This window comes from Variovorax paradoxus, from assembly GCF_009498455.1.
Classification (GTDB): Bacteria; Pseudomonadota; Gammaproteobacteria; order Burkholderiales; family Burkholderiaceae_C; genus Variovorax; species Variovorax paradoxus_H.
The window spans coordinates 3,589,415-3,607,785 of record NZ_CP045644.1 but is presented as its reverse complement, the minus strand read 5'-3'; the positions used below and the strand labels follow the sequence as shown (position 1 = coordinate 3,607,785).

Below are 18,371 nucleotides of genomic sequence, written 5' to 3'. Positions count from 1 at the left end.
GTCTGTCTCGTGGATTGCCGCAGCGGCCCGCTGGCGCGTCAGCGCAGCACGCGCAGCAAAAAGGCGTTCAGGTCGGCCACTTCTTCCATGCAGACCGAATGCGCCATCGCGTACTCGTGCCATTCGACGGTGTAGCCCAGGGCGGTGAGCGCGTCGCGCGATTGCGTGGCGCGTGCCAGCGGCACCATCGGGTCCTGCCGGCCATGGCCGAGGAACACGGGCGTGTCGTGGTTGGCCGCATGGCGCTCGGCCGCGGTGCTCGCCGCCAGCGGCAGCCAGCCCGACAGGCCGACGATGCCGCCCAGGCGCTCGGTGTGGCGCAGGCCGGTCAGCAGCGCCATGGCGCAGCCCTGCGAAAAGCCGGCCAACACGATGCGGCTGGCGGCAATGCCACGGGTCTTTTCATTCGCGATCACGGCCTCGATGGTGGCTTGCGAGCGGCGCAGGCCCGCGGCGTCTTCCTGCACGTTGAAATCGGCACCGGCAATGTCGAACCATGCCGGCATCTGGTAGCCGTTGTTCAGCGTGACCGGAATCACCGGCGCGTTGGGGAACACGAAGCGCACGGGGCCCACGGCCGACAGGTCGAGTTCGCCGGCAATCGGCACGAAGTCGTTGCCGTCGGCGCCCAGGCCGTGCATCAGGACCACCGTGGCGGTGGGGTTCGGGGCGGTTTCGATTTCGATGGGAGGACGGGACATGGTCAACGAAGGTATTCAGGAATGCGAATGCCCGGACCTTAGCGCATTCGGGCACCCCGGGCCGCCGCGAAACGGCCGGTTGGCTGACTTGCACCTCGCAACATCCGGGCGTGCGGGTTTCTCTGCGCGCCCTTGCCGTCGCAAGGACGCGCCGGATGCAACACAATGGCGTTTCGCATGAAGACTCCCACCCCGCCCCGAAGACATCGTCGCCTGCCCCGCCTTCGACAGCGAGGCGCTGCTGCGCGGCAGCGGGCTGCGCGTGACGCGCGCCGCCCAGACCGTGCTCGAGCTGCTCGAGCACGGCTCGCAGCCGCTGACCCACGAGGAAGTGGCCGCCGCCTACACCGCCGCCACGGGCGAACCGCCCGACCGCGTCACGCTCTACCGCGTGCTCGACCGGCTGGTCGAAGCCGGCCTGTGCGACCGCCGCGTGGCCGCCGACCGGGTCAACCGCTTCGCACGGCACGTCGACACCGCCTCGGGCAACACCTTCGAATGCGACCAGTGCCACAAGGTGCTGGCGCTGCCATCCGACCCCGAACTGCCCAAGGTGATGGGCCGGCTCGGCAGGGCGCTGCGCAAGCAGGGCATCGACACGCGGCACACGGCGCTCACGCTGCACGGCATGTGCGGCGACTGCGCGCGCTAGCCCGGCGAGCCGCGCGTGTACGTCTCCCGTCATCACCGCCAGCCCGAGATCGGCGCGAGCCACGCGCTGATCGACGCGCATCCGCTGGGCGCCTGGGTCGTGTCGGGCGCCGACGGGCTGGTCGCCAACCACCTGCCCTTTCTGCTCGACCGCTCGCGCGGCCCGTTCGGCACGTTGCTCGGCCATGTGTCGCGCGCGAACCCGGTGTGGCGCCAGCTCGAGGCGTCGGCCCCATCGGTCGTGATGTTCCAGGGGCCGCAGGCCTACATCACGCCCGGCTGGTACCCCGGCAAGGCCGAACACGGCCAGGTGGTGCCGACCTGGAACTACGCCGTCGCCCACGCGCACGGCATCGCGCGCGCCATCGACGACGAAGCCTGGCTGCTCGACCTGCTCGCGCGCCTCACTGCAGCGAACGAGGCCGGCCAGCCCGTGCCCTGGCAGACCACGGACGCGCCCGAAGCCTTCATCCGCAAGCTGGCGCGCGCCGTGGTGGGCATCGAGATCCCCATCGACCGCCTCGAAGGCAAGCTCAAGGCCAGCCAGGACGAAGCCCTGCCGGACCGCCAGGGCACCGTGCAGGGGCTGGCCGCCGTCGGCAGCGAGAACGCATCGGCCATGGCGCGGCTGGTGCAGCAGGCCCTGCAGTCCGGCAGCGCCGCCGACTGAACTTCCCTACGCGTTCCACGACGGAAACGGATCGGGCAGGTTCTGCCACCACGACGGGCCGAAGCGCATCTCGTTGGGCGTGAGCAGGCAGGCATCGAGCCGTGCGCGCAGGCCCGCTTCGTCCATGCCGATGCCGATCAGCACCAGCTCCTGGCGCGCGTCGCCGGTGGCGTCGTCCCAGTTCTTGCGGATGAGTTCGAGCCCGTCGGGGTCGGTCGGCCAGTGTTCGCGCGGCACGGCTGCCCACCACAGGCCCGCCACGCCGTAGCGGCAGGCGCCGCCGGCCTGCGACCACGTACCGGCGCGGGTCGGGCGGCTCGCGAGCCAGAAGAAGCCCTTGGAGCGCACCACGCCCTCCCACTCGCTCTGCACCAGGTCCCAGAAGCGCTTCGGATGGAACGGCAGGCGCGACCGGTACACGAAGCTGCGGATGCCGTAGGCCTCGCTCTCGGGCACATGCTCGCCGCGCAGTTCGGCCAGCCAGCCGGGCGCCTGCTCGGCCTGCTCGAAATCGAACAGGCCGGTGTCGAGCACGCGATCGAGTGCGACGCGGCCGAACTCCGATTCCTCGATGCGCGCACGCGGGTTGAGGCTGCGCAAGATCGCCATCAGCCGCTCGCGTTCTTCCGCCGTCACGAGGTCGGTCTTGTTGACCACGAGCACGTCGCAGAACTCGACCTGCTCGATCAGCAGGTCGACCACCGTGCGCGTGTCTTCGTCGCCCAGCGACTGGCCGCGCTGGCCCAGGCTGTCGGACGAGCCGTAGTCGCGCAGGAAGTTGAAGGCATCGACCACCGTGACCATGGTGTCCAGCCGCGCCACGTCGGCCAGGCTCTGGCCGTCTTCGCCCGCGAAGGTGAAGGTCTCGGCCACAGGCAGCGGCTCGGAGATGCCGGTCGACTCGATCACGAGCTGGTCGAAGCGCCCTTCCTTGGCGAGCCGCTTCACCTCGATCAGCAGGTCTTCGCGCAGCGTGCAGCAGATGCAGCCGTTGCTCATCTCGACCAGCTTCTCGTCGGTGCGCGACAGCGCGGCACCGCCTTCGCGCACCAACGCCGCATCGATGTTCACCTCGCTCATGTCGTTGACGATCACCGCCACGCGGCGGCCCTCGCGGTTGTGCAGGATGTGGTTGAGCAGCGTGGTCTTGCCGGCGCCCAGGAAGCCGGACAGCACGGTGACGGGAAGGCGATCGGCCATGAGGGACTCGTTCTTCAAATGCAATGGAGTTGCATTATATGAACTGTCGCAACTGGGTTGCATTTATATCGCCACGCACATGTCGACCCCACGCTCGCCTTACCATCCGACGCATGACCGACTTTTCCGCCTTCGTCGCCCCGCCGCCCTCCGACGCGCCGCACGCCGCCGTCGTCGAGGCCGCGTCGGCCTGCCTCGACCGCTTCACGGCGGCCTTCAACGCCGCGGACACGCGCGGCATGGACGCCGAGCTGCACTTTCCGCACACGATGCTCTCGGGGGCACAACGGCTCGACTGGCCCCTGCCCGGCCAGCACCCGGTCGACTTCTTCGACACGCTCAAGGCCGGCGGCTGGGCGCGCACGCAGTACGAGAAGAAGGAGCCCGTGCTCGTGAGCCACGACAAGGTGCACTTCGTCGTGCACTACACGCGGCGCGATGCGGCCGGCGCGGTGCTCAGCACGCACGCCAACCTCTGGATCGTCGTGCAGGCCGAGGGGCGCTGGGGCATCGCTCTGCGCTCGTACTGATCTTCAAAGACAAGGACCACAAGGACCGTTTCCCATGTCCCTTTCCGCACTGCAACTCGTCTGGCCCTCGCCCGAGCATCTTCCCGGCTACATCGCTGCGCTCGAGCGCGGCTGGTCGCCCAACAACCTGCGGGCCGAAGCCGGCCGCGAAGAGCTGGCGCTGATCCGCACCGACCCCGAAGGCTTTCTCGCGGGCCTCGTCGACCGCGAGGCCAAGGGCCCGCCCATCGCGCTGCCCGACGGCGGCACCGTGCCCCGGTTGCCGGGCTACCGGCGCTGGATGTGGGACGGTGAGTTCTGCGGCAGCATCCAGCTGCGCTGGCAGCCGGGCACCAACGCCCTGCCGCCCTACTGCCTCGGCCACATCGGCTACGGCGTAGTGCCGTGGAAAAGCGGCCGGGGCTACGCCACCGCCGCGCTGCGCGCGCTGCTGCCCGATGCACGCGCCATCGGCCTGGACCATGTCGAGATCACGACCAGCCCCGACAACCTCGCCTCGCAGCGCGTGATCCGCGCCAACGGCGGCGTGCTGGTCGAAGAGTTCATCACCGAGCCCGGGCTCGGCGGCGCGCCCGAGCTGCGCTTTCGCATCGACGTGCGCACGCTGTCGTAGCGCGCCCTACAGCTCGAACGGCTCGACCTGCCGCCCGTCGATGTCGGTGAAGCCGTAGGCACGCGCGAGGTCGCCCACGCGCAGCACCTGGCCGGTCTTGTCGAGCACCTGCGCATCGCCCGCCAGCGCGGCCACCGCGCGGCCCAGGTAGCGCGGCGATTCGGTGCGTGCCAGCGCGGGGCGCTCCTGCCAGTGCACCTCGTCGGTCTTGTGGCCCGCGAGCACGAACTCGGTGCGCATCCAGCCCGGCGACACGGCCACCGAGGCCACGCCGTGCGGCTGCAGTTCCTGCGCGATGCCAAAGGCCAACCGCGTCATCGACGCCTTGGCGAGGTCGTAGAACAGGTTGCCGCGCAGGTAGTGGCCGCGATCCCAGAAGGTGGTGGTGACGATCAGGCCCTGCCTGCGCGCCACCATGCCCGGCGCGGCGCAGCGGCTGGCCACGAGGTGGTTGCGCACGCCGCGGTCGAACATCGAGTCCCAGTTGGACAACGGGTGCTCCCAGAACGGCGCCTCGAAGACACCCGTGAAGGTTTCGTGCCCGCCCCAGGCGTTGTTCACGAGCAGGTCGAGCCGGCCCTGCTCGCGTTCGACGCGCGCGAACAGCGCCTCCACTTCGTCTTCCTTCGTGTGGTCGCAGGCCACGGCGATGCCACGCCCGCCGAGCCGCGTGACCTCGTCGGCGGTGTCGTCGATGGTGCCGGGCAAGGCGGCCAGCTCGGACAGCGCGAGCAACTGTCCGTAGGTGTCGGCCGGCCGCGCGCGGGTGCTGCGCCCGGTCACGTACACGGTGGCGCCGGCCGCGCCCAGTTCTTGCGCGATGCCGCGGCCCGCGCCGCGGCTGGCGCCGGTCACCACGGCCACGCGGCCCGCCAGCGGGCGGTGCGCGGCGTCAGGGGTGGAGGGTGCTGCTGTCATGTGTCATTGCTCCTTCGTTCGGTGAGGGTCCTCCTTCCAGAGCGAGGACAAGCCGCCACGATAGGCCGGCCTCAGCGCGCCGTCTTGGAAGAAACCGAACCCCTGCGCCCGAGGAACTCGGTGGGCGTCACGCCGCACAGGGCGCGGAACTCGTTGACGAGGTGCGACTGGTCGTAGAACCCGTGGTCCAGCGCCATGTCGGCCCAGGCCGGCGCGCTGTGCAGACGCAGCGCGCGCAGGCACGCGTGCAGCCGCGCGAGCCGGCCCCAGGCGCGCGGCGACAGCCCGACGTGCGCATGAAAGATCTGCTGCAGCCGGCGCTCGCCCACGCCGACCGCCTGCGCCACCTCGCGCAATGGCTGACGCCCGTCGGCGGCGGCGATGAGCCGCGCGGCGTGCATGGCGGCGGCCGGTGGCGTGCTGTCGCCGGCTTCCTGCAACCGCTTCACCAGGGCCTGCTGCAGCAGATCGGCGCGTGCAACATCGCCGCGTGCTTCGGCCATGCGCGCGAGCAGCGTCGAGCCCTCGCCACCCCAGAGTTCGTCGAGGTGCACCGCTCGGCCCGCGATCTCGCCGGCGGGCACGCCGAGCAACGCCGCCGCCGCGCCGGGGCGCAGCGCCACCGACAGGCCTTCCACCGTGTCGCGCATCCGCACCACGGCCGGCGCGGCGAAGGCGCCGATGGCTTCGACCGCCTGCCCCGGCGCGTTGTCGGCCGAGGGCGCATCGCCGAAGTTGAAAACCAGCCGGATCGCGCCATCGGGCAGCACGCGCTCGCGCATCTCGTGGCCGGGCGCGAAGGTCTCGCGGTACATCAGCAGGTGCGACACATGCGACTGCAGGGCCGGCGCGATCGGCAGCACATGCAGCGTGCCGTCGGGCACGCCCGACTCCGGCCCGTGCAGCGGGTCGTCGTGGAGCCGGAGAAAAAGACGTTCGCCCATGGCGGTCGATTGTGAGGAAAAACCCGCTGCCGCGCGACCCGGCCCGATGGTTCGACAATCGGCCGGCTCCCGCTGCTCATCTTTCGTTCGCATGCCCGACTCCGCCCTCCCCGTGCTCTATTCGTTCCGCCGCTGTCCCTATGCGATGCGGGCCCGGCTCGCGCTGGTGGCGAGCGGGCAGCGTTGCGAACTGCGCGAGATCGAGCTGAAACGCAAGCCCGCCGAAATGCTCGCGGCCTCGCCCAAGGGCACTGTCCCCGTGCTGGTGCTCGACGGTGGCGCGGCGGTGCTGGAGCAAAGCCTGGACGTGATGCTGTGGGCGCTGCGCCGCCACGATCCGCTGCGCTGGCTGACGCCGGAGCGCGGCACGCTCGATGAGCTGCTCGCGCTGGTGGCGACGTGCGACAACGACTTCAAGCCGCTGCTCGACCGCTACAAATACCCGGCGCGTTACCCCGCATCGGAAGGCTCGGCACGCGACGAGGGCGCGCGCTTCCCGGAAGGGCTCGAAGACAGGCTCGCGATGTCGGCACAGCTGGCCGGCGCGCATGCCACGCTGGCCGACGCGGCGCTCATGCCCTTCGTGCGCCAGTTCGCGATGGTCGACCCAATCTGGTTCGACGCGCAGCCCTGGCCGCGCCTGCAGGCCTGGCTGGCGGGCTGGACTGCGTCGGACCTCTTCACGCGCGCCATGGCCAAGTACGCGCCCTGGCAGGCGGGAGAACCGGGTGTGAGCTTTCCGCCCGCCTGATCAGTACACGTCGCGGCGGTAGCGGCCCTCAGCGATGAGCGCGTCCATGCCGCTCTCGCCCAGCACCTCGGTGAGCGCCGCATCCACGCCCGGCGCCATGCCTTCCAGGCTGCCGCACACGAAGACGATCGCGCCCTCTTCGTCCACCCACTGCTTCAGCGCTTCGGCGGACTCACGCAGGCGGTCCTGCACGTACACGCGCTGCGCCTGGTCGCGCGAGTAGACGAAGTCGGCACGCGCCACGAGACCGCCGGCCTGCCATGCCGCGACTTCCTCCGCGCCGAAGCCGTCGTGCGCGGCGTGCCGTTCGCCGAACACCAGCCAGTTGCGGCCGTGCCCGCGGCGTGCACGCTCGCGCAGCAGCGCGCGCAGGCCCGCGAAGCCCGAGCCGTTGCCGATGAAGACGCAAGGCCGCGCGTCGTCAGGCAGTGCGAACCCTGGGTTGGCGACGAGGCGCAGCGCGAGTTCTGCGCCCATCGGCGCACCGACCGTGAGCCAGCCCGAGGCCACGCCCAGGCCGTTGTCGTGCCGCGCCTGCCGCACGAGCAGTTGGACGGCGCCATCGGACGGAATCGACGCGACCGAGTAACTGCGCGGCGCGGGCGCCGGGGCGCCGTCGTCGTGCATCTGGCGCGGCACGATCTCGACCAGTGCGCCGGGCGCCCAGTTCGCTGCGTCATTGCCATCGACGCGCCGCAGTTCGATCTCGAACAGCGGATCGCCCTGGCTGCCCGCATTGAGCAAACGCCGGCCGTCGAGCCGCCAGGCATCGAAAGCCGGTGCGGTCGACACAGGCCACGTGGCGTCGCGCACCCCGAAGCTCTCGCGCAGCGCATCGTGCCAACGTGCGAGCGCCAGCGGGTCTTCGCCGTCCACTTCGATCATCGGGAACATCGGCTGCGCGCCCTGGTTGCGCAGGTCGTGGTCGAGCTTGCGGCCGAAGCCGCAGAAGGTGGCGTAGTGGCTGTCGCCGAGGGCGAGCAGGCCGTAGCGCAGGTGGCGCAAGCCCGGGCCGCCCTGCCGCGCGAACGCACGCGCAAAGGCGCGCGCGCTGTCGGGCGGATCGCCTTCGCCGAAGCTGCTCGCGACCCACAGCACCTGCCGGAAATGCAGCAGCGCATCGGCGTTCAACGCGGACGCGGGGCGCACCACCGCCGCGACACCTGCGGCCTGCAGCGCGCTGGCCGTCTGCAGCGCGAGGCGCTCGGCATGGCCGGTCTGACTCGCGAAGGCGACGAGCACCTGCCCCGCATCGCTCGCCGTCGCGGGCACCGTGGCCGCATCGAGTAACGCACGCTCGGCGCGCACGGCCTTCGCGGTGCGGCGCCGGCCGAGGTACATCATCCAGCCGCTGATCGCGAAGAGCGCGAGCCCCAGGCTGGTGAGCATCATCACGATGCGCCCCGGCAGGCCCCAGTAGGTGCCCATGTGCAGCGGATAGATGCTGTTCACGAAGCGGCCCATGGGCGGCTTGTCGGCATAGCGTTCGTGGCGCAGCGTCTCGCCAGTCGCGGCCTGCAGGTACAGCCGGTTGCGCGCGCGCTCGTGCTCGGGGTTCGTGCGCAGGTAGACGGCCTCCACCTGCGTGCCGTTGCGCGCGGGCAGCCGCAGCGTCACCTGGGTCCAGTCGCCGCCGGTGGTGTCGACAAACGCCTGCCAGACGCGCGCCAGGTCGAGCGTCACTGGCGCATCGGCCGGTGCGCGTTCGGCGCGCATCACGCGGGCTTCGCCGACGGCGCCGTCGACCACCTTGCGCAGCCCGTCGAAGGCCCAGTACATGCCCGTGCTGGTCGACACCACGTAGGCCAGCAGCGCGACGGTGCCGACCACCGCATGCAGGTTCCACAGGAAGGCGCGGCCGCGCAGCGCGAAGTCGATGCGCAGCCACTGGCGCCACGCGAAGGGGCGGCGCGGCCAGCGCAGGTACAGGCCCGACAGCGCGAGCAGCAGCAACAGGCCGGCCAGAGAACCGGTGATGGGCTTGCCGTCGTCGCGCGGTAGCAGGAGCCAGCGGTGCAGCTCTTCGACGAACTCGAAGAAGTGCTCGCCCACGGGATCGGGCAGCAGCGCGCCGGTGGCGGCATCGACGAAGCGCGTCTCGCCGCGCCGCTCGCCGGGCGGCGGCGCAAAGCCGATGCGCGCGGCGCGCCCGGGCTCGGTCGACACGGCCACGGTCGCAATGCGCCGCCCGGGCATCTCGGCCTGCACGCGCGCGACGAGCGCAGGCGGTGCCAATGCGGGTGCGGCCGAGGCCGCCGGGGTCGGGTTCAGCAGGTCGGTGATCTCGGCGCGGAACGACAGCGTCGCGCCGCTCAAGCCGATGACGACCAGCACGCTGCCCGCCGTGATGCCGATGAACCAATGGATCTGGAACCAGACGCGACGCAGCAAGGCCATGAAAAACAGACAGCAGAAAGAAGGGGAAGCGAAAAACAGAAAGCCCCGCCGCGGCGGGGGACTTCACTCAACGAGTCAAAGATCGATCTTGACCAGGGCCTTGATCGTACGCGGCGTGCCCACCGCCAGCCGCGTGCCGGCCGCCGACCAGTAGCGCTTGTCGCCCACGTTGTCGATGTTCAGCTGGAAGGTGGTGCGCTTGCCCATGAACTGCGCCACATAGCGCGCGCCCAGGCCGAAGACTGTCGCGCCGCCGATGAAGCCCTGGTTCAGGTCGTCGATGGGGCGGCGCCCGGTGAAGTACGCACCGCCGTTGACGGACAGCCCCGGCACCGCCGCGATGTCGTACGAGAGAAAGGCGCTCGCCGTGGTGCGCGCCGTGTTCTCGGGTCGCTTGCCGTCGTACTGCGCGTTGATGCGGCGGAACTCGGCGTCGAGCCACTGACCCGAGAGCTGCCACGCCAGCGCGGCCGTCAACCGGCCCTGCGCAGACACCTCGAAGCCGCGGTAGCGCTGGCGCCCGCTGGCCACGAAGGTGTTGGCGCTGTCGGTGTAGGCGCCGGGCCGTTCGATGTCGAACAGCGCGCCCGACAGCAGCGTGCCGCTGCCGGTCAGCCAGCGCAGGCCGACTTCCTTCTGCCGGCTCACGCCCGGCGGCATGCGTGTGTTCTGGTTGGCGGTGCCGGCCGGCGCGACCTCGCCCTCTTCCACGCCCTGCGAGTACGACACGTAGGCCATGAGGTCGGGCGTGAACTTGTAGCTCAACGCGGCCAGCGGCGTGGTCTTGCGCACGCTGTAGTCCAGAGCCGGCAGCGTGGCGCTCGCGCCCTGCCAGCTCTGGTAGCGCGTGTGGCGCAGGCCGGCCACCAGCTGCCACTGCGGCGAGAAGGTGATGCGGTCGAGCGCGTACAGGCCCAGCTCCTCGCTGTCCTGTGCGCCGGAGCTGGGTCGCGACGGCATCGCGCTCAGCGCCAGCGCGCCGATGGGCACGGGGTTGTAGAGGTTCTGCAGCGTGGTCGCGCCGCCGAAGTTGCGCTGGAAGACGGGCGCCTGCGTCTTGTCGCTGCGCGCCGCACCGAGCGTCAGCTCGTGCTGCAGCGGGCCGGTGGCGAAGGTGCCGAACAGCTCGGTGCGCAGCAAGTCGGAGCGTTGCTCAAGATGCTGCACGTTGCCCGTGAGGCGGCCGATGCCGGTGCGCACGTTGTAGTTGCTGAACTGCGCCAGGCGCCGGTCGCGCTCGGCCTCGGAATGGCCGGCTTCCACGCTGATCGCCCAGTTGTCGCTCAAGGCGTAGTCGGCGCGCAGTTGCGTGTTGGTGACCTCGGCCTCGAACACGGCCCAGGGCGGCGCCAGCAGCTTGTGCGGATCGGGCAGCGCCGGCAGCGCGATGACGCCGTTCACGGCCGCGAGCCGCGCGATGCCGGCCTGCTCGGTGATGCGCTTGCGGTAGTGCTCGATGTCGGCCTTGAGCGTGAGCCGCCGGTTCACGCGCCAGTCGAGCGCGGCCGAGACGAATTTTCGGTCGCCGTCGACACCATCGATCGTCGAGCCCAGTTGGCCGCCGGCCGCGTTCAGCCGCACGCCGAACTGGTTGTTCTCGCCGAACTGCCGGCCGATGTCGACCTGCCCCTGCAGCCCGCCCTGGTTGTCGACGCTCATCCCGAGCGAGGTCACGGGCGTGCGCCCCGCGCGCTTGGTGACGAAGTTGATGACCCCCGCCGGCGTGGTGAAGCCGTAGTACAGCGCCGATGCGCCCTTGAGCACTTCGACGCGCTCCTTGTTCTCCATCGGGATCTCGGACACGTTGGGAATCGCGAGCGCGCCATTGAGGCGGTAGTTGGTGCGGTTCTCCACCGCGATGCCGCGGATCACGAGCTGGTCGAAGGTGTCGCCGCCGTTCTGCTGGCGCGTCACGCCGGCCGTGTTGCGCAGCACGTCGTACACGCCGGTGGCGCCCTGCAGCTCGATCACCTCGCGCGTCACCGTGTTGACCGTGGCCGGCACGTCCATGACCGACGCGCCCCGGAACGTGCCCGCCTCGACCGTCTCGGCCAGGAAGCCGTTCGCACGCGAGGCTTCGACGTTGACGGTGCTCAACTCACTCGCTTCGGCAGCGGACGCAGGCACGGATTGCGCCTGCGCTGCCTGCACGGCGGCGAGCGCGAGGCTCACACAAACTCTCTTCATTCAAAACCCTTGGATGTTCTGGCGGCGCACCTCCCGGTGGCCTGATGGCACTTCCGGTGTGCGGAAGCGGGAGGGGATTATGGATGAGAGAAATTCTCATTTGATGGCCATCGCGAGCCCTCGCCGATAGGATCAAGCGTCAGAGCGTTCCATTCGAAACGCCATCACGGAGGAAATTCATGACTGCCCCTCAGAAATCGACCGGACGGGAACCGGCGCATCCCATCGTCCACTGCGTCGAGAGCGAGGCCCTGCAATGAAGACGGCGAAACGCCTTGCGCTCGGCGTGCTCGCCTGGGTCACCGTGGTCCCGCTGGTGGAGCTTTTCTTCCTGTGGCTGGGCACCTCGGTCTTTGCTTCCCCCGAAGCCTCACGCGTCATCCTGTACGTGATCGGGGCATGCCACATCGGCATGGCCGCGCTGCTCTATTGGTATTGCGTACCCAGCATGCCGCACTGGGGCCGACGCGCGGCCTACTTCGTCGGCTTCGTGGCGCTGCTGATGGTCGCCAGCGCCGTCGTGGTCTTCGGCGTCCAACTGCTGGTCGCGATGCTGTTGATGTTCTGGCGTTGAACAGAGGCCTGGCGGGCCGCTACGCCGCCCTCATCGCCGACGCCCGCTGAATGCACTCAATGAAATGCTGCGCCGCCGGCGTCGACGGCTGCCCGCGGCGGCGCACCACGCACACGTTCAGTATCGGCATCGTCTCGCGCACCTCGACGCGCCGGATGCCGTGGCGCTTGAAGCTGAGCCCTGCGAGCGGCTCGACGAAGAGGCCGATCAAATCCATGTGGCCCACCAACGCGAGCGCCACGGTGACCGAGTGGCCTTGCAGCACGCGCGCGGGCGGCGACAAGCCGAGCGGGGTGAACAGCGGCGCCACGGCGTTGGTTCCGCCATGGTCGTCGCCCGGCAGGACCCATTCGGCGGCATAGAGATCGTGCAATGACCGCGCATTGCGCAGCGGATGGCGCTCGCGCAGGCCGACCACCAGTTGCACCGGAAACAGCTCCAGCGCCTCGAACTGCGGATCGAGCGTGCCGGGCACGACGTGCGCCACCGCGAAGTCGAGGTAGCCGTCGCGCAGCCGCGCGAGCATCCACGGCAGCACGGCCTCGCTGAACTGCACGTCGACGGCGGGCAGGCGCGTGTGGAAGTCCTTGAAGGCGGCGGGCAGCACGGTGAGCGCGAACGAGGCGCTCACGGCCAGCGAGACCGAGCCGGTGGCGCCGTCGCGGATCTGCGCAATCTCGTCGCGGGCGCGCTCCATGTCCGCCAGCAGCAGCCGCGCGCGCGGCGCGAAGGCCAGGCCGAACTGCGTGAGCCGCACGCCTTTCACGCTGCGCTCCACCAGCGGCGCACCGACCTCGCGCTCCAGCTCGCGCACGATCTTGGTCACTGCCGGTTGCGAGATGCCGAGCACGCGCGCGGCGGCGCGGATGCTCATCTGCTCGACCACGGCCACGAAGGCATGCAACTGATTGGGCTTCATCTTTGGAGTGACAACCAAAAGTTATCGTTGACGCCCAATTATTGTCTTTTCATGACAGCAGCGAGTCTCTAGCATCCGCCGCGGCCAAGGCCCAACGCGGCCTGCGCTATCGAGCCACACCCAGGAGACACATGAACACCCGCGCTTCCCAGCCCTTGCCCACCTCCCCGTCGTCGCCCGCACGCCGGCGCCAGACCATCGTGGCCACGACCATCGGCAACGGACTGGAGTTCTTCGACTTCACGGTCTACGGCTTTCTTGCGCTGGTGATCGGCAAGCTGTTCTTCCCGACCTTCAGCTCCTACGGCCAGCTGCTGCTGACGGTGGCGAGCTTCGGTGTCGGCTTCATCATGCGGCCGCTGGGCGGCATCGTGATCGGCGCGTACGCCGACCGCGCGGGCCGCAAGAAGGCCATGACGCTCACGATCTTTTTGATGGCGCTGGGCTGCGCGCTGATCGCCTTCACGCCGACCTACGCGAGCATCGGCGTCGCGGCGCCGATCGTGATCGTGCTGGCGCGGCTGATCCAGGGCTTCTCGGCCGGCGGCGAGGTGGGCGCATCGACCACGCTGCTGGTGGAGCACGCCACGCCGGCCAACCGCGGCTACATGGCGAGCTGGCAGTTCGCGAGCCAGGGCCTGGGCGTGATGCTCGGCGCCGTGGTGGTGGGCGCGCTCACCTTCTCGCTGACGCCCGAAGCCATGCAGAGCTGGGGCTGGCGCGTGCCGTTCATCCTCGGCATGCTGATCGCGCCGGTGGGCATGTACATCCGCCGCCACCTCGAGGAGTCGCTGCACATCTCGCCCGAAGACGCCAAGGCGCCGCGCGAGAGCAGCTTGAAGATCGTCTGCACGCAGCACGGCAAGACGGTGCTGGCCGCCATCCTCGCGCTGGTGGGCGGCACCACGGCAGCGTACGTGGTCACCTTCTACATGCCGACCTACGCGGTGCGCGAGCTCGGCCTCACGCCCTCGGTGGCGCTGTTCGGCGCGGCGCTCACGGGCCTGCTGTCGTTCGCGCTCGCGCCGTTCGTGGGCAAGCTCTCGGACGTTGTGGGCCGCAAGCCGCTCATCCTCTGGAGCCGCATCGTGATGGCGATCCTGATCTACCCGGGCTTCCTGTGGCTCAACGCCTCGCCCACGCCCGTGGTGCTGTTCACCGTGCTCGGCGTGCTGAGCATCGGCCTGGTCGTGCAGACGGTGCCGGGCATCACGATGCTGCCGGAGATGTTTCCCAAGCGCGTGCGCGCGAGCGGCATGTCGCTGGTGTACAGCGTCGGCGTGGCGCTCTTCGGCGGCTTCGCGCCCTTCATCAGCACCTGGCTGGTCAACGCCACCGGCAGCAAGCTCGCGCCGGCCTGGTATCTCGTGGCGATGACGCTGGTGTCGCTGCTCGGCTTGCTCTGGCTGCGCGACCACACGGGCCGCGACATCGACGCGGCCAACGCCCACGCGCCCGCCTGATACCGTCTTCCTCCTTCCCGCCTTCATGCACAGGAATCTTCCCGCCATGTCCCAGCCTGCCACCGCCGCTACCCGCCATTTCTCGGGCACGTACGTCGAAGCCCGCGCCAAGTTCCTCGAGGCCGCCGCGGCGCGCGGTGCCGCCATCGAATCGTTCGTGCACCCGACGCACCGTGGCGCGCTCGGCGAAGAACTCGCCATCGACGTCGCGCTGATCGGCGCGGCCGACGCCAAGAAGGTGCTGCTCGTCACCTCGGGCACGCACGGCCCCGAGGGCTTCTGCGGCTCGGGCGCACAGGTCGCCACGCTGAACGACGCCGACCTGCTCGCGCGCCTGGACCGCGCGGGCGTCGCGCTGCTGCTGGTGCATGCGGTGAACCCGCACGGTTTTTCGCACCTGCACCGCACCAACGAAGACAACATCGACCTGAACCGCAACCACATCGACTTCAGCGCGCCGCTGCCGGTGAACGCCGCGTACGCCGACGTGGAGCCGCTGGTGCTGCCCGCCAGCTGGCCGCCGACGCCCGCCGACGACGCGGCCGTGGCGAGCTACATCGCCACGCACGGCATGACCGCCTTTCGCGCGGCCGTCACGCGCGGCCAGTACACCTCGCCCGATGGCCTGTTCTACGGCGGCACCGCGCCGTCATGGAGCAACCGCACCATCCGCGCGATCTTGCGCAGCTACACGGCCTCGGCCACGCACCTGGGCTGGATCGACGTGCACACCGGCCTGGGCCCCTACGGCCACGGCGAAAAGATCTACCCGGGCCGCAACACGCCCGAAGACTTGGCACTGGCCCACGCCTGGTGGGGCGCCGACGTGTTCGCGCCCTTCGCGGGCGACTCGGCCTCGGCCGATGTGTCGGGCCCGGTGATCTCGACCGCGTACGACGAATGCCCGAACGCGCGCGTCGCACCCATGGGCCTGGAGTTCGGCACGCTGCCCGACCTGGAAGTGCTCGAGCGCCTGCGCGCCGACACCTGGCTGCGCCGCCATCCCGAGGCGCCCGAATCGCAGAAGCGCGAGATCCGCCGCCGCCTGCGCGACGCGTTCTACTGCGACAACGACGAGTGGAAGGGCATGGTGCTGGGGCAGACGCGCGTGGTGCTGCTGCAGACCCTGCAGGGCCTCAAGAACGCCTGACGCGACGGGCTTCGGCTCAGCCGAAGTTCGGCGCGCGCTTCTCGCGCAGCGAGGCCACGCCTTCGCGCACGTCGGCGCCCGCGAAGCCCATGAACTCGAGCGCCAGCGAGGCATCGAAGGTCGGCCCGGCCTGGCGCAGCCAGTTGTTCAGCGCGTACTTGGTGAAGCGGATCGCGCTCTGGCTGCCGGCCGCGAGGCGGTCGGCGATCTCGTAGGCGCGCGGCAGCAGGTCGGCCTCGTCCACGGCCAGCGACACCAGGCCGATGCGCTCGGCCTCCTCGCCGCTCACCGGTTCGCACAGCAGCAGGTGGTACTTGGCCTTGGCCATGCCGCACAACAGCGGCCACACGATGGCCGCATGGTCGCCCGCCGCCACGCCCAGGCGCGTGTGGCCGTCGACGATCTTCGCGGTCTTCGTGGCGATGGAAATGTCGGCCAGCAGGCCCGCCACCAGCCCCGCGCCCACGGCCGGGCCGTGCATGGCGCTCACGATGGGTTTGTCGCAGTTGATGAGGTTGTAGACGAGGTCGCGCGCCTCTTTCCACACGCGCTGGCGCACGGTGTCGTCTGTGGTCATGTCCTGCACCATGCCCAGGTCGCCGCCGCCCGAGAAACCCATGCCCTCGCCGCGCAGCACGGCGCAGCGCACCGTGTCGTCGGCCGCCACGTCGCGCCAGATTTCGGCCAGTTCGCGGTGGCCGTCATGGCCGGCCGTGGGCAGCTTGCCGTTGGCGGCGCGCATCTGGATATCGAGCACCGCGCCGTTCGCGCCGCGGCGCGTGATGGCGAGGGTCTGGTAGCGGGTGTAGTCCATGCGTGTGTCTCCGCCCCGCACGCACGGCCATGGCGCGGGGACTTCGTTCGATGAAGGAAAAGAAGAAAGGCCGGGGGCCTATTTTTGCGCGGCCAGCTCGCGGCAGCGCTTCAGGTTCGCGTCGAAACGCGGCGCCAGGCCCGGCTCGCAGGCGTCGTCGGCGGGGGTGAGCTTGCACATGCCGACCACCGCGTAGTCCATGACGGCCGCCGTGCACATCGGGTAGGCGGCCAGGTCGGGGTTGGCCTTGGCCTTGAAACCCCAACGCTCGGAGAACTGCACCGTGCGCGTCATCGCGCCGAAGAAGAAGCTGCGATCCTTCGCGGCGACGGCCGCTTCCATGCGCGGCAGCTCCTCGTTGAGGTAGCCGACCGAGTCCTGCGGAAAGCCGGCGGGGTCGGGCTGCGGCTGCGCAAGGGCCGTGGTGGCCACCAGGGCCAGCGAGGCGCCCACGCAGGCGCGTCGGAACGGGAGGAAGAAGGCGGAACCGGTGGGCAGGAAGCGGTGTGGCATGGCCTGCGATTCTGCAACGTTTGGAAGCATTTTTGCGCGCCGACCGATGCGTGCACGCGACGTTTTGCGAGGGTCAGCAGCCTCACCGCGCGGCGCGGGACAATGGCCGTCTCCGTTTTCCCTCGCAAAGACCCCCATGGCCCGACGCCCCCACCGACAGCTGCGCACCATCGAGCGCGGCATCCTCTGCCTCCTGATCGGCGCCGCCGTGCTGCTGGGCCCGCGCTTCCTGCAGGGCACGCGCTGGTTCGACATGGTGGCCGGCGCGTACCTCGTCGGCTGGTTCGCGCTCGCGCTGGGGGTGGCGCTGGTGGGCGTCGGCCTGTTCCAGCGCGGCAAGCCGGACCGCTGAGGTCCGGCCTTCACTCAAGCTCTCAGTGCGCGGCCTTCTTGCCGCGCAGCTTGCCGACCAGTTCCACCACGGCCAGCACGATCGCACCGGCCACGATGCCGACGACGGCGTTGACGCCCATCGAGCCGAGCGTGCCGAACACGCCGCCCGTGGCCTTGGCCCAGTCTTCGACCGCGTGGCCGAACGCCGGCACGCCGTGCACCAGGATGCCGCCGCCCACGAGGAACATGGCGGCCGTGCCGGCCACCGACAGGCCCTTCATGAGCCACGGCGCCGCCGCCAGGATGCCGCGGCCCAGGCCGCGCGCCGCCGCGCTGCTGCGCTGGCTCAGGTACAGGCCCGCGTCGTCCAGCTTCACGATGCCGGCCACGAGGCCGTACACGCCCACGGTCATGATCAGCGCGATGCCGACCAGCACGCTGAGCTGCGTGGTGAACGGCTGGCCCTGCACGGTGCCAAGCGTGATGGCGATGATTTCGGCCGAGAGGATGAAGTCGGTGCGCACGGCGCCCTTGATCTTGTCCTTCTCGACCGCGACCACGTCGACCGTGGTGTCGGCCACGGCCTGCTGGTGGCGCGCGGTGTCGGCCTCGTGCTCCTTCTTGTGCAGGAACTTGTGGACCAGCTTCTCGGCGCCCTCGAAGCACAGGAACGCGCCGCCCACCATGAGCAGCGGCGTCACCAGCCAGGGCAGCCAGGTGCCGATGGCCAATGCGGCCGGCACCAGGATCGCCTTGTTGACGAGGGAACCCTTGCACACGGCCCACACCACCGGCAACTCGCGCTCGGTGCGCACGCCGGTGACCTGCTGCGCGTTCAGCGCGAGGTCGTCGCCGAGCACCCCGGCGGTTTTCTTGGCAGCAACTTTGGTGAGGACGGAGACGTCATCGAGCACGGAGGCGATGTCGTCGAGCAGCAGGAGCAGGCTGGTGGCCATGGGCGAAAGTCAGGCTGTGGAAGAAGCGGCGAGCTTATCCGCAGCCGAACGCCGCGCCGGTGAAGACCGTACGCGGCATCCGGGGTG

The 18,371-nt window shown here is 70.0% G+C and carries 19 protein-coding genes; 9 read left to right on the top strand and 10 right to left on the bottom strand.

The window, feature by feature from the left end:
- Positions 1–38 precede the first annotated feature (38 nt).
- On the bottom strand, positions 39–701 hold the full coding sequence (locus GFK26_RS16510) for an alpha/beta hydrolase (protein ID WP_153282900.1): 663 nt from the start codon (positions 699–701) through the stop codon (positions 39–41).
- Between the two features lie 262 nt (positions 702–963).
- Here GFK26_RS16510 and GFK26_RS16505 point away from each other — a divergent pair, with 262 nt between their 5' ends.
- Both GFK26_RS16505 and GFK26_RS16500 read left to right on the top strand, forming a co-directional pair.
- The gene (locus GFK26_RS16505; RefSeq protein ID WP_228122039.1) at positions 964–1,353 is read left to right on the top strand and encodes a Fur family transcriptional regulator; all 390 of its coding nucleotides are present in this window, start codon (positions 964–966) and stop codon (positions 1,351–1,353) included.
- Between the two features lie 15 nt (positions 1,354–1,368).
- A complete protein-coding gene (locus GFK26_RS16500) occupies positions 1,369–2,022 on the top strand; it encodes an FMN-binding negative transcriptional regulator (protein WP_153282898.1) in 654 nt (217 codons plus the stop codon).
- Between the two features lie 6 nt (positions 2,023–2,028).
- Here the strand turns inward: GFK26_RS16500 and zigA are convergent, their stop codons facing one another.
- Complete coding sequence (zigA, locus tag GFK26_RS16495; protein WP_153282897.1) at positions 2,029–3,222, bottom strand: zinc metallochaperone GTPase ZigA; 1,194 nt, start codon at positions 3,220–3,222, stop codon at positions 2,029–2,031.
- A gap of 113 nt (positions 3,223–3,335) precedes the next feature.
- Between zigA and GFK26_RS16490 the strand changes: the two genes are divergently transcribed.
- Together GFK26_RS16490 and GFK26_RS16485 are read left to right on the top strand one after the other, a co-directional pair.
- Positions 3,336–3,752, top strand: a complete 417-nt coding sequence (locus GFK26_RS16490) for a hypothetical protein (RefSeq protein WP_153282896.1) — start codon at positions 3,336–3,338, stop codon at positions 3,750–3,752.
- Between the two features lie 34 nt (positions 3,753–3,786).
- A complete protein-coding gene (locus tag GFK26_RS16485; protein WP_153282895.1) occupies positions 3,787–4,365 on the top strand; it encodes a GNAT family N-acetyltransferase in 579 nt (192 codons plus the stop codon).
- A 6-nt stretch (positions 4,366–4,371) separates the two neighbouring features.
- Here GFK26_RS16485 and GFK26_RS16480 read toward each other — a convergent pair whose 3' ends face one another.
- Complete coding sequence (locus tag GFK26_RS16480) at positions 4,372–5,283, bottom strand: SDR family NAD(P)-dependent oxidoreductase (RefSeq protein WP_153282894.1); 912 nt, start codon at positions 5,281–5,283, stop codon at positions 4,372–4,374.
- Positions 5,284–5,354: 71 nt separating this feature from the next.
- Positions 5,355–6,227 carry a helix-turn-helix transcriptional regulator gene (locus GFK26_RS16475; protein WP_153282893.1) on the bottom strand — a complete coding sequence of 291 codons (873 nt, stop codon included), beginning with the start codon at positions 6,225–6,227 and terminating at the stop codon, positions 5,355–5,357.
- Between the two features lie 91 nt (positions 6,228–6,318).
- Here GFK26_RS16475 and GFK26_RS16470 point away from each other — a divergent pair, with 91 nt between their 5' ends.
- On the top strand, positions 6,319–6,978 hold the full coding sequence (locus tag GFK26_RS16470; RefSeq protein ID WP_153282892.1) for a glutathione S-transferase: 660 nt from the start codon (positions 6,319–6,321) through the stop codon (positions 6,976–6,978).
- Here the strand turns inward: GFK26_RS16470 and GFK26_RS16465 are convergent, their stop codons facing one another.
- Both GFK26_RS16465 and GFK26_RS16460 read right to left on the bottom strand, forming a co-directional pair.
- Positions 6,979–9,375 carry a PepSY domain-containing protein gene (locus GFK26_RS16465; RefSeq protein WP_153282891.1) on the bottom strand — a complete coding sequence of 799 codons (2,397 nt, stop codon included), beginning with the start codon at positions 9,373–9,375 and terminating at the stop codon, positions 6,979–6,981. It abuts the gene before it with no gap.
- A 75-nt stretch (positions 9,376–9,450) separates the two neighbouring features.
- A complete protein-coding gene (locus GFK26_RS16460) occupies positions 9,451–11,562 on the bottom strand; it encodes a TonB-dependent siderophore receptor (protein WP_153282890.1) in 2,112 nt (703 codons plus the stop codon).
- Between the two features lie 256 nt (positions 11,563–11,818).
- Here GFK26_RS16460 and GFK26_RS16455 point away from each other — a divergent pair, with 256 nt between their 5' ends.
- Positions 11,819–12,136 (top strand): hypothetical protein, encoded by a 318-nt coding sequence (locus GFK26_RS16455; protein WP_153282889.1) that lies wholly within the window; start codon positions 11,819–11,821, stop codon positions 12,134–12,136.
- Between the two features lie 19 nt (positions 12,137–12,155).
- On the opposite strand, the gene GFK26_RS16450 is transcribed toward GFK26_RS16455, so the two are convergent.
- Positions 12,156–13,055 carry a LysR substrate-binding domain-containing protein gene (locus GFK26_RS16450; protein ID WP_153282888.1) on the bottom strand — a complete coding sequence of 300 codons (900 nt, stop codon included), beginning with the start codon at positions 13,053–13,055 and terminating at the stop codon, positions 12,156–12,158.
- A gap of 131 nt (positions 13,056–13,186) precedes the next feature.
- Between GFK26_RS16450 and GFK26_RS16445 the strand changes: the two genes are divergently transcribed.
- Positions 13,187–14,518 (top strand): MFS transporter, encoded by a 1,332-nt coding sequence (locus GFK26_RS16445; protein ID WP_153282887.1) that lies wholly within the window; start codon positions 13,187–13,189, stop codon positions 14,516–14,518.
- Between the two features lie 46 nt (positions 14,519–14,564).
- On the top strand, positions 14,565–15,668 hold the full coding sequence (locus tag GFK26_RS16440; RefSeq protein WP_153282886.1) for a M14 family metallopeptidase: 1,104 nt from the start codon (positions 14,565–14,567) through the stop codon (positions 15,666–15,668).
- A gap of 16 nt (positions 15,669–15,684) precedes the next feature.
- On the opposite strand, the gene GFK26_RS16435 is transcribed toward GFK26_RS16440, so the two are convergent.
- Both GFK26_RS16435 and GFK26_RS16430 read right to left on the bottom strand, forming a co-directional pair.
- Positions 15,685–16,482, bottom strand: a complete 798-nt coding sequence (locus GFK26_RS16435; RefSeq protein WP_153282885.1) for an enoyl-CoA hydratase/isomerase family protein — start codon at positions 16,480–16,482, stop codon at positions 15,685–15,687.
- 78 nt (positions 16,483–16,560) lie between these two features.
- On the bottom strand, positions 16,561–16,995 hold the full coding sequence (locus tag GFK26_RS16430) for a cytochrome P450 (protein ID WP_228122037.1): 435 nt from the start codon (positions 16,993–16,995) through the stop codon (positions 16,561–16,563).
- Positions 16,996–17,131: 136 nt separating this feature from the next.
- On the opposite strand from GFK26_RS16430, the gene GFK26_RS16425 reads away from it, so the two are divergent.
- Positions 17,132–17,347 (top strand): hypothetical protein, encoded by a 216-nt coding sequence (locus tag GFK26_RS16425; protein WP_153282884.1) that lies wholly within the window; start codon positions 17,132–17,134, stop codon positions 17,345–17,347.
- Positions 17,348–17,369: 22 nt separating this feature from the next.
- On the opposite strand, the gene GFK26_RS16420 is transcribed toward GFK26_RS16425, so the two are convergent.
- Complete coding sequence (locus tag GFK26_RS16420; RefSeq protein ID WP_153282883.1) at positions 17,370–18,284, bottom strand: DUF808 domain-containing protein; 915 nt, start codon at positions 18,282–18,284, stop codon at positions 17,370–17,372.
- Between the last annotated feature and the right edge of the window lie 87 nt (positions 18,285–18,371).